Origin of the sequence: Aestuarium sp. (assembly GCF_023253315.1) — a bacterium.
Lineage (GTDB): Bacteria > Pseudomonadota > Alphaproteobacteria > Rhodobacterales > Rhodobacteraceae > Marivivens > Marivivens donghaensis.
Window position 1 is genome coordinate 17905 of record NZ_JALRGW010000028.1, and the last position, 11255, is coordinate 29159.

9 protein-coding genes and 2 tRNA genes are annotated in these 11255 nt (G+C 57.8%); 6 read left to right on the forward strand and 5 right to left on the reverse strand.

What is annotated here, in order from left to right; translation table 11 throughout:
• Nucleotides 1-16 precede the first annotated feature (16 nt).
• The 4 genes from AC1QQ2_RS12250 (at nt 17) to hisH (ending at nt 4996) form a co-directional block, all read left to right on the forward strand.
• Entirely contained in the window at nt 17-3463 is a 3447-nt protein-coding gene (locus AC1QQ2_RS12250) for a pyruvate carboxylase (RefSeq protein ID WP_479713347.1), read from the forward strand.
• A 127-nt stretch (nt 3464-3590) separates the two neighbouring features.
• Nucleotides 3591-3665: transfer RNA gene (locus AC1QQ2_RS12255), tRNA-Gly, on the forward strand.
• A gap of 105 nt (nt 3666-3770) precedes the next feature.
• On the forward strand, nt 3771-4358 hold the full coding sequence (gene hisB, locus AC1QQ2_RS12260; RefSeq protein ID WP_479713348.1) for an imidazoleglycerol-phosphate dehydratase HisB: 588 nt from the start codon (nt 3771-3773) through the stop codon (nt 4356-4358).
• On the forward strand, nt 4355-4996 hold the full coding sequence (gene hisH, locus AC1QQ2_RS12265; protein ID WP_479713349.1) for an imidazole glycerol phosphate synthase subunit HisH: 642 nt from the start codon (nt 4355-4357) through the stop codon (nt 4994-4996). Before hisB ends, hisH begins: the two co-directional genes overlap by 4 nt.
• A 30-nt stretch (nt 4997-5026) precedes the next feature.
• Here hisH and AC1QQ2_RS12270 read toward each other — a convergent pair whose 3' ends face one another.
• A complete protein-coding gene (locus AC1QQ2_RS12270; protein ID WP_479713350.1) occupies nt 5027-5410 on the reverse strand; it encodes a DUF2147 domain-containing protein in 384 nt (127 codons plus the stop codon).
• Nucleotides 5411-5543: 133 nt separating this feature from the next.
• Between AC1QQ2_RS12270 and hisA the strand changes: the two genes are divergently transcribed.
• Both hisA and AC1QQ2_RS12280 read left to right on the forward strand, forming a co-directional pair.
• Complete coding sequence (gene hisA / locus AC1QQ2_RS12275; protein ID WP_067549480.1) at nt 5544-6266, forward strand: 1-(5-phosphoribosyl)-5-[(5-phosphoribosylamino)methylideneamino]imidazole-4-carboxamide isomerase; 723 nt, start codon at nt 5544-5546, stop codon at nt 6264-6266.
• 29 nt (nt 6267-6295) lie between these two features.
• Entirely contained in the window at nt 6296-6589 is a 294-nt protein-coding gene (locus AC1QQ2_RS12280; RefSeq protein WP_479713351.1) for a hypothetical protein, read from the forward strand.
• Nucleotides 6590-6640: 51 nt separating this feature from the next.
• Here AC1QQ2_RS12280 and AC1QQ2_RS12285 read toward each other — a convergent pair whose 3' ends face one another.
• The 4 genes from AC1QQ2_RS12285 to AC1QQ2_RS12300 form a co-directional block, all read right to left on the reverse strand.
• Nucleotides 6641-7150 (reverse strand): alkylphosphonate utilization protein, encoded by a 510-nt coding sequence (locus AC1QQ2_RS12285; protein ID WP_479713352.1) that lies wholly within the window; start codon nt 7148-7150, stop codon nt 6641-6643.
• 138 nt (nt 7151-7288) lie between these two features.
• A complete protein-coding gene (locus AC1QQ2_RS12290; protein ID WP_479713353.1) occupies nt 7289-9181 on the reverse strand; it encodes an acyl-CoA synthetase in 1893 nt (630 codons plus the stop codon).
• A 95-nt stretch (nt 9182-9276) separates the two neighbouring features.
• Complete coding sequence (locus tag AC1QQ2_RS12295; protein ID WP_479713354.1) at nt 9277-11073, reverse strand: ABC transporter transmembrane domain-containing protein; 1797 nt, start codon at nt 11071-11073, stop codon at nt 9277-9279.
• 106 nt (nt 11074-11179) lie between these two features.
• Nucleotides 11180-11253, reverse strand: a tRNA-Gly gene (locus AC1QQ2_RS12300).
• Nucleotides 11254-11255: the final 2 nt, after the last annotated feature.

Genomic DNA, 11255 nt, shown 5'->3' on the forward strand with positions numbered 1-11255 from the left:
AAAGGAGTGCCCGACTATGGCCGAGTTCAAAAAGATTCTGATCGCCAACCGTGGTGAAATCGCGATCCGCATTATGCGGGCCGCGAACGAGATGGGGAAAAAGACCGTTGCGGTCTACGCCGAAGAAGACAAACTCGGCCTTCACCGTTTTAAGGCTGACGAAGCCTACCGCATTGGCGAGGGACTAGGCCCAGTTGCCGCCTACCTTTCCATCGATGAGATGATCCGCGTCGCCAAAATGTCCGGCGCGGACGCCATCCACCCAGGCTACGGCCTTTTGTCGGAAAACCCCGATTTCGTTGATGCCTGTGATCGCAACGGCATCACCTTTATCGGCCCCAAAGCGAAAACCATGCGCGAACTGGGCGATAAGGCGAGCGCGCGTAAGGTCGCGATGGAGGCAGGCGTTCCCGTCATTCCAGCAACCGAAGTTCTGGGCGAAAACATGGATATCATCCGTGTGCAGGCCGCCGAAGTAGGCTACCCGCTGATGCTCAAGGCATCGTGGGGTGGCGGCGGTCGCGGCATGCGCCCGATCATGAACGAAGCAGAGCTCGAGGAAAAAGTCCGCGAAGGTCGCCGTGAAGCCGAAGCCGCCTTTGGCAATGGCGAAGGCTATCTGGAAAAGATGATTCTGCGTGCCCGCCACGTCGAGGTGCAGATACTCGGCGACAAAAAGGGCAACATTTATCACCTCTGGGAACGCGACTGTTCGGTTCAGCGCCGCAACCAAAAGGTCGTCGAACGCGCCCCCGCCCCGTATCTGTCCGCCACGCAGCGTGAACGCCTCTGTAACTTGGGCAAGAAAATCTGCGAACACGTGAACTACGAATGCGCAGGCACCGTCGAATTCCTGATGGATATGGATTCGGGCGAATTCTACTTCATCGAGGTGAACCCCCGCGTTCAGGTGGAACACACCGTCACCGAAGAAGTCACAGGTATCGACATTGTTCGCGCGCAAATCCTGATCGCCGAAGGGAAATCCATCGTCGACGCTACGGGCTGCGCGTCACAATATGACGTGCAACTCGACGGCCACGCGCTCCAGTGTCGTGTCACGACCGAAGACCCGTCGAACAACTTTATCCCTGACTACGGTCGTATCCAGACTTACCGCTCGGCAACGGGTCCGGGCATCCGTCTGGACGGCGGCACCGCCTATTCTGGCGCGGTGATCACCCGTTATTACGACTCGCTTCTGACGAAAATCACAGCACGTGCACCGACCCCTGAGATGGCGATTGCGCGGATGGACCGCGCGCTCCGCGAATTCCGTATCCGCGGCGTGTCCACGAACATCGAGTTTGTGATCAACCTGCTAAAGCACCCGACGTTCCTGAACTACGAGTATACGACAAAGTTCATCGACACGACGCCAGAGCTGTTCCAGTTCAACAAACGCCGCGACCGTGCGACCAAAATTCTGACCTATATCGCGGACATCACCGTGAACGGTCACCCTGAAACCGCTGGTCGCGCGAAACCACATGCCGAACTGAAAGCGCCAAAGCCCCCTGTCCTGCCCGGCAAAGGCGAAATTCAGAGCGGCACGCGCCAAATCCTCGACCAATTCGGTCCAGAGGCGATTGCCGACTGGATGCACCAGCAAAAGCAGCTGTTGATCACCGACACGACTATGCGTGACGGCCACCAGTCCTTGCTGGCGACCCGTATGCGGTCGATCGACATGATCAAGGCAGCACCTGCCTACGCGCAAAACATGTCTGGCCTCTTCTCGGTCGAATGTTGGGGTGGTGCGACGTTCGACGTGGCCTATCGCTTCTTGCAGGAATGCCCATGGCAGCGCCTGCGCGATATCCGCGCAGCGATGCCGAACATCATGACCCAGATGCTGCTCCGTGCATCTAACGGCGTCGGCTACACGAATTACCCTGACAACGTTGTGCAGGAATTCGTGCGTCAGGCTGCCACCTCTGGCGTCGATGTGTTCCGCGTGTTCGACAGCCTCAACTGGGTTGAAAACATGCGCGTTGCGATGGACGCGGTTATTGATGCGAAAAAGGTCTGTGAAGGCACGATTTGCTACACAGGTGACCTGCTCGATCCGAACCGTTCGAAGTATGACCTGAAATACTACGTCGGTATGGCCAAAGAACTCGAAGCCGCTGGTGCACATGTTCTCGGCCTCAAGGACATGGCGGGCTTGCTGAAACCATCCGCTGCAACCGCTCTGGTCACTGCACTGAAACAAGAGGTCGGTCTGCCGATCCACTTCCACACCCACGACACCTCGGGCGCATCGATCGCGACCGTTCTGGCGGCGTCGGCAGCGGGTGTAGACGTTGTTGACGCAGCAATGGATGCCTTCTCTGGCGGCACATCGCAGCCAACCTTGGGCTCTATCGTGGAGGCGCTCAAAGGTTCTGACCGTGACACGGGCCTCGACATCGCGTCGATCCGCGAGCTTTCGAACTATTGGGAACAGGTGCGCGCGCAATACACCGCTTTCGAATCTGGCCTCCAATCGCCAGCCTCCGAAGTCTACCTGCACGAAATGCCGGGCGGTCAGTTCACCAACCTCAAGGCGCAGGCACGCAGCCTCGGCCTAGAGGACCGTTGGCACGAGGTCGCGCAGGCCTATGCCGACGTGAACATGATGTTCGGTGACATCGTCAAAGTGACCCCATCATCCAAAGTCGTTGGCGACATGGCCCTCATGATGGTGTCCCAAGGTCTGACCAAAGATCAGGTTCAGGACCCGACCACCGACGTGGTCTTCCCCGACTCGGTCGTCGACATGATGAAAGGCAGCCTCGGCCAACCTCCGGGGGGATGGCCTACTGCGATCCAGACCAAAGTGCTCAAGGGCGACACGCCGATCACCGACCGTCCGGGCAAACACCTTGCTCCGATTGACCTCGATGAAAAGCGGGCAGAGCTGACGGCCCTCTTGGATGGTAAAAAGATCGATGATGAGGATCTCAACGGTTACCTGATGTACCCCAAGGTCTTCCTTGATTACATGGGTCGCCACCGCACCTACGGCCCTGTTCGAACGCTGCCGACACGCACGTTCTTCTACGGTATGGACGCAGGCGAAGAGATCAGCGCCGAGATCGATCCGGGCAAAACGCTAGAAATCCGCCTGCAAGCGGTCGGTGACATGGATGAGAACGCCGAGGTGAAGGTGTTCTTTGAAATCAACGGCCAGCCGCGCACCATCCGCGTACCAAACCGTGCTGTCACCGCGACCAAAGCGAGCCGCCCGAAAGCCGAGGCAGGCAACCCGAACCACATTGGCGCACCGATGCCGGGTGTTATCGCGACCATCGCGGCCCAAGCTGGCAAAGAGGTCAAAGCGGGCGACCTCCTGCTCACCATCGAAGCGATGAAGATGGAGACAGGGATTCACGCCGACCGCGATGCCGTGGTCAAAGCGGTTCACGTCACAGCGGGCGGACAGATCGACGCCAAGGATCTGTTGATCGAGTTCGAATAAGAAAACGACGGGCGCCTTCGGGCGCCCGTTCTGTTTTCGGAAAAAGTTGGAAAAATTTCGCGGTGACCTTCATTTTCCTCTTGCAGCCCCCCGCGCCTTTTCATATCTCACGCCCACTGACACGGAAGCGGGCGTAGCTCAGGGGTAGAGCATAACCTTGCCAAGGTTAGGGTCGGGCGTTCGAATCGCCTCGCCCGCTCCAAAATGGACCATCAAACAGGACGCCTTCGGGCGTCCTTTTGTTTTTCAGTGCTTGGCCTACCCCCTGCCCCGCCGTATAAGGCCCTCGTAAGCGAACGGAGGCCCCATGCGCACCGCAAAGATCTCGAGAAAAACTGCCGAAACGTCGATTGAAGTCGAACTGAACCTCGACGGGACGGGCACCTATGACAATCAAACGGGCGTTGGGTTCTTTGACCACATGCTCGACCAGTTGTCGCGTCACTCGCTGATCGACATGACCATCCGCGCCAAAGGCGACTACCACATCGACGATCACCACACCGTCGAGGACACAGGCATCGCAATCGGTCAGGCACTGGTTCAGGCACTGGGCGACAAAAAAGGCATCAACCGTTACGGCCACTTTGCGCTGGCGATGGATGACACGCAGGTGCGTGCCGCTCTCGACCTGTCGGGTCGGTCGTTCCTTGCCTGGAATTGCGATTTCCCGTCTCAGAAAATCGGCACCTTTGACACCGAACTCGTCCGCGAATTCTTTCAGGCGCTTGCGCTGCACGGTGGCATCACCCTGCACATCGACCTTGTGCACGGTGTAAACAGCCACCACATCGCAGAATCTGCGTTCAAGGCGGTCGCAAAATCACTGCGTATGGCTGTTGAGTCTGATCCGCGCATGGCGGGTAGCCTTCCTTCGACTAAAGGCGCCCTATGAGCCTGATCGCGCTTGTAGATTACGACAGCGGCAACCTTCACTCGGCTCACAAGGCCTTTGAACGGATGGCGCATGAAGCGGGGCGTGGCACGGTAGTTGTCACCTCCGAACCCGATGTTGTGGCCAAAGCGGATCGCATCGTCCTTCCGGGTGACGGTGCGTTCCCTGCTTGCCGCAAGGCGCTCAGCGATATGGGCGGCTTGGCCGAGGCGATTGTCGAAGCGGTGGAAAAGGACGGCAAACCGTTCCTTGGCATCTGCGTCGGCATGCAGATGCTCGCAACACTCGGCCACGAATACGAAGAAACCGCAGGGTTCGACTGGATCGGCGGCGAGATTGTTAAGATCACCCCAGCGGATGAGACGCTAAAGGTGCCCCATATGGGCTGGAACGATCTGGTGATCGACAACCCGCACCCCGTGCTCGACGGCATCAAAACGGGTGACCACGCCTATTTCGTGCACTCCTACCACATGAAAGTCAGCAACCCCGCCCAGCGGATCGCCCATGTGGATTACGCAGGAGACATCACCGCGATTGTGGGCCGTGACAACGTGGTCGGAACCCAGTTCCACCCCGAAAAGTCGCAGGCAACAGGGCTACGGATCATCGCGAACTTCCTGAACTGGAAGCCATAAAAAAGGGCGCCTCGCGGCGCCCTTTCGTTTTTACTGACGTGTCCAATCTTGGGATGAACAAAGAAGGCCGCCCGCGATACATCCGCGTAGTGCCATCTGGTCGCCACTAATCGAGATTTTTCCGATGTAGATTTTATCGTTCGACGGACGCCAGACTTGTCCGCGATATTCGCCTTCACCCTGCGGAACCATATCGATAACGATTGTCTTACCCAAATTCTCGGATTGATATTCGCCCGAAGAATTAAAGGTCCGAGCAATCACGCCGCAGAATGCACCTCCGCATGCTGAAATATCGACGAGCGCATAAGACCCATCGTCGGGTTCAGTTTGCCAAGTCCCCTCAATCGGATCAGCGAGAGCTGCGCCCGCAAGTCCCAATGCAGCAAATGCTGCCAGAGCTAGTGTCTTCATGTCTTCCTCCCATGTTCTCGTTGCGATTAGCCTGCTCATCATGACCGATTCCAATCAAGTCTGACGTTGGGTTCGTTGCAATTCTGGCCTCTCCGTGGTTAAGGACAGGCAAACAGACAAACGGGTGCCCGCTATGATCCTCTATCCTGCTATCGACCTCAAAGACGGCAATGCCGTGCGCCTCTACAAAGGTGAAATGGATCAAGCCACGGTGTTCAACGAAAACCCCGCTGCACAAGCGCTGGAGTTCGTGAACGCTGGCTGCGAATGGCTGCACCTCGTGGACCTGAACGGCGCTTTCGCGGGTGAACCCGTGAACGCTGCCCCCGTCGAAGAAATCCTCAAACAGTGCAAGGTCCCTGCCCAACTCGGTGGTGGTATCCGCGATATGGCAACGATCGAACGCTGGTTGGACAAGGGCCTGACCCGCGTGATCCTCGGCACCGTCGCCGTTGAAAACCCTGATCTGGTGCGCGAAGCCTGCAAGGCCTTCCCCGGTCACGTGGCCGTCGGCATCGACGCACGCAACGGCAAGGTCGCGACCAAAGGCTGGGCCGAAGAAACCAACGTCAATGTCATCGACCTCGCTCGTTCGTTCGAGGATGCAGGCGTTTCGGCGATCATCTACACCGACATCAACCGTGACGGCGCGATGCAAGGCCCGAACGTCGAAGCCACAGCCGAGCTTGCCAACGCCATGTCGATCCCTGTGATCGCCTCAGGCGGCGTGTCCTCGCTCGACGATTTGCGGAACCTAAAAAACTGTGGCGCAGCACTGAACGGCGCAATCTCTGGCCGCGCGCTCTACGACGGCGCGATTGATCTGGGCGAAGCGCTGAAAGTCCTTAAGGGGTGATTGGGTCAGCCAACAAAGGCCGCGCCTAAATGCGATGGCTCTACGGCATATGGATCGCTTTGATCGCCCTGTGCCTGAGCCCTATCGCCGTGCTGACTTGGGTTGGCTGGTTCGCTGACAAACACGGCTGCACCGTCACTGAAAACGCGACATTCCCGTGTATCGTGGACGGTTACGATTGGGGACCGACACTGGCGGGGTGGAGCCTCTCGGGCTGGATGCTCATCGTGACATTGCCGCTGGCCGCCCTACTAACCGCAGGCTTGGCCCTGACAGCGATCATCCTTCTCATCGTGCGCAGACGTCGCGCCACAAAGCGCTGAGCGAGGCCCCCGCCCAAAGGTTGGATATGGGGGCATTGCCCCCACGATCCCTTAGTTCTTTTTAACGAATTGGGTCAGGATCACGATCCGCTGACCTTCAACACGGCCTTCGATATGGCCCGCGTTATCAGGCACCAACGAAATGTTCCGCACAGCCGTGCCACGTTTCGCGGTAAAGCCCGCACCTTTCACAGGCAGGTCCTTGATCAAGGTCACCGTGTCGCCGTTCGCCAGAACAGTGCCGTTGCTGTCTTTGTGCACAACGTCGCTGACCTCAGAAATGCCAGCCTCGGCCCATGCTTGAACCTCAGGATCAAGGTAAACACCGTCGAGCACGTCATTCGCCCAAGCGCCGTCCAGTGCCTTGAGCACGCGGAATGCCGCAACCTGCACCGCTGGGGTTTCAGACCAGATCGCGCCGTTCAGGCACTGCCAATGTGGGGCATCGGTCGGGGTGCCAGACAGACCTTCAGCGCAAGTCGCACAGAGCGTAATGGTATCCTCATGCGGAGAAATGGTGACTTCGGTGGTGTCAGCGGCACCGCAAAACTCGCAAGTCATAATGACATCCTTTTTCTAAAACTTGCGCCGCTTATCTGCCCCTTGTCTGGTCAAGTCTACTATCTAGAACCCGCAAAAACGAAAATGGCAGCGCCGAAGGTTCGACACTGCCATTCTTTATCGCCATGTTCGCGGGTTTTACGCGGCCCAAGCCCACGGACGAGTATGTGCACCAAGGCAGGTCGCAACAGCCTCGTCAGAGACTTCACCCGTGCGGGCCAGTTTAGCGACCAAGCCCAGCTTTTTATCCTCGACCACCTCGACCACTTCTGCGGCTAGACCCGCTTCAGCCAAGGCTTCGTTGTAAACACGCGTAATCGCACGTTTGCGCAGGTCGGGCTTAAAGATCTTGCCAACAGCCGTTTTCGGCAGTTCATCCAAAATCTCGAGGTGTTTTGGATGCGCCGCGCGTTCGTGGATTTTCTCTTTGGCAAAGGACATGAGTTCCTCGACCGTCACCTCTGCCCCGTCGATCAGTTCGACATAGGCGCAAGGCAGTTCGCCCGCGTAGCTGTCAGGCTGACCAATCGCGCCCGCAAAGGCGATCTTTGGATGACCAGCCAGTGCCTCTTCGATCTCGGCGGGGTCGATGTTGTGACCCGAGCGGATGATAAGGTCCTTGGCGCGGCCCGTGATCCAAAGATAGCCGTCCACATCAATACGACCCAGATCGCCAGTCCGCAGATATTGGGTCGGCCCCAGATCACCTGGATAATAGAGGTCAGCGTTCTTTGCGTCCTCGGTATAGGTCGCACCCATGTTCACACCTGGACTAAAGAGGCAAATCTCACCAATCTGATCGGTACCGCATTCCTCATGCGTGACGTGGTCGAAAATCTTCACGTCCGTGTAGGGGAACGGGAACCCGATAGACCCGATCTTCTTTTCGCCATCGGGCGGGTTAATCGACACGAGACAGGTCGCCTCGGTCAGTCCGTAACCTTCGCAGATGGTGACCTTAGCCGATTGTTCGAACCGTTTATACAGCTCCACTGGCAGCGGTGCAGAGCCACAGAAAGCGAGCTGTAGCGACGAGATGTCTGCGTTCACAGGACGCTGCATCAGGGCCGCAATCGCTGTTGGCACGGTGATCATAAACGTGACCTTATGGCGCTCGATCAACTTCCAGAAATTATCGAACACACCGTCGCCACGATAACCCGCTGGGGTCGGCAGCACATAGTGCGCACCAGAGCCGAGCGACGCACCGAGCGACACAATCGTCGCGAACACGTGGAACAGTGGCAGCGGGCAGATCTGCACGTCTTCGGGTTTGAAGAGCAGTCGATCACCCAGCCACGCGTTGTAGATGATGCCCGAGTATTTGTGCTGCACGATCTTTGGCAGACCCGTGGTGCCGCCCGTATGGAAATAGGCCGCGACACGGTCACCTGTGCTGTCGGCAAAGGTCAGTTTGGCAGGCTGCTGGGCAATCGACTTGTTGAAATCGATGACCTTCGCGCTGTGCGATACGGGCACCTTCGGGCGGATCAGCGGGATGATCAGCTTTTTCAGGCCGGTCATATAGCGCAGCAAATCCACTTCAACGACGGTCTGCACGTTCGGCGCTAGCTTGACCGCTTCAGCCGCCTTTTGCGCGATGTCGGTCTTTGGGAAAGCCTTGAGCGTCACGAGAACCTTCGCCCCCGTTTCACGCAGGATACCGCCAATATGTTCAGGGTCGAGAAGCGGGTTGATCGGGTTCACGATGCCGGCAATCTGTCCGCCCAAATAGGTCAGTACGGTTTCGGTGCTGTTGGGCATCAGATAGGCCACAACATCATTTTCACCGACGCCAAGGCTGCGGAACAGGTTCGCCGTGCGGCAGGTTTGGTCATGCAATTCCGACCACGACAGCGTTTCCGCTGGCGCATCAGGATCGGAGAACATTTGGAACGTCACAGCAGGACGGCCACCATGTGCTGTGGTGGTCCTGTGCAACAATTCATACATTGTCTTTGGCTGATTGCGATCTTCCCACGGCTTTTCAGCCATGATCGCGGCACGGTCCGCTAGTGTGGCATAAGTCATGCCGTCTCCTCCCCTTGTGCGCATTGAAGCGCGATTAACAGGAAAGATGGGGTATGCCCCCCCATGAACGCAAGTATGACGCTGCGAAAATGCGATTATTCCGCAGCGATACCGTCGGTAAACTGAAGTCGTGCAAGACGCGCGTAGAGCCCACCTTCGGCGACCAGCGCGTCATGCGTGCCCACGGCGACGATCTGACCGTCCTCGAACACCACAATGCGGTCGGCCTTTTTCACGGTCGCCAAACGGTGCGCGATAATCAGCGTGGTGCGGGTGCTGGCAAGTTCATCGACCGCAGCCTGCACCAGACGTTCGCTTTCTGCATCAAGCGCCGATGTCGCCTCGTCCAAGAGCAGGATCGGCGCGTCACGCAGGATCGCGCGTGCAATCGCGATGCGCTGCTTTTGACCGCCAGACAGCATCACACCGCGTTCACCGACATAGGTGTCGTAGCCTTCGGGCAATGCGGACAGGAAATCATGCGCTGCTGCAGCCTTAGCGGCGGCCTCAACTTCGGCATCTGTTGCCGACGGACGACCAAAGCGGATGTTTTCGCGCGCCGTATCGGCAAAGATCACCGCGTCTTGCGGCACCAGAGCGATCTGCTGACGGAAGTCAGCACGGGTCATGTTCCGCAGGTCAACGCCATCCAATTTAATCGCGCCGTTGTTCGGGTCATAGAACCGCAGGAGCAGTTGGATAATCGTCGACTTACCCGCCCCAGACGGACCAACCAGCGCCACGGTTTCACCCGGCGCCACATCAAGGCTAATCCCATTAAGCGCAGGCGCATTTGGGCGGGACGGATAGAAGAACGTCACATCCTCGAACGATATCTGGCCCTTTTCCATCTTCGGCGTGGCCACAGCCTGCGCTGGATCGGTCACGCTATCGTTCGCATTCAGAAGCTCGATCAAACGTTCGGTCGCACCAGCGGCACGTTGCAGTTCGCCCCAAATCTCGGTCAAGGCACCAACGGCACCTGCGACCATCACCGCGTAGATCACGAACTGAACCAGTTCGCCGACCGACATCTGGTCTGCACCAACGTCACGGGCCCCGATCCACAAGACGCCGACAACGCCCGAAAAGATCAGGAAAATAACGATCGCCGTCATCATCGCGCGGGTCAGAATACGGCGCTTTGCACTGGCAAAGCTCTGCTCTGTCACCTTACGGAATTTCTCGCGGGTGCGGTCCTCTTGGGTGAAGGCCTGAACGGTCTGCACCGACAACAGCGCCTCGGATGCGGAACCCGACGAATTGGCGATCCAATCTTGGTTTTCACGACCCAACTGGCGCAAACGGCGGCCCAGAACAACGATCGGCACGATGACGGCGGGTACGATCAGCAACACCAAACCTGTCAGTTTTGCCGATGTCATCATCAACAAAACCATGCCACCAACGAATACAAACACGTTGCGCAGCGCGACCGATACGGACGACCCAATGACAGACAGGATCAAGGTGGTGTCCGTCGTGATGCGGCTCAGCACCTCACCTGTCATGATGTTTTCGTAGAACGACGGGCTCATGCCGACCATGCGGTCGAATACGGCTTCGCGGATGTCAGCCACCACACGTTCGCCCAAACGGGTCACGAGGTAATAGCGCACGGCGGTGCCCATCGCCAAAAGCGCAACGATGATTAGGGCCGCGCCGAAATATTGGTTCAACAGGGGCGATGTGCCCCCTTCAAAGTTGTCGACCACACGGCGCACAGCCAAAGGCAGGATCAGCGAAATCATCGCCGTCACCGACAGCGCCACAAAGGCCGCAAGGACCATCAGACGGTATGGCCGAATAAAAGGCCACAGCCCACCAAGAGCCGAAACACGTTTGGATCGGGCGCGGTCTTGTCCCGCCACGTCAATTGGTGCCTTTGCCATGAATCCTCGCCTTCAAAGTCGTTGTCGGGTTGATACTGACCACGACGCGCAATCACAAGCGCAGGGTTGCCGCATACGACGATAAGGACCGAAACTGAGGGGATTTTGGAGCGGGTGACGGGAATCGAACCCGTGTCATCAGCTTGGAAGGCTGAGGTCTTACCATTACACAACACCCGCGT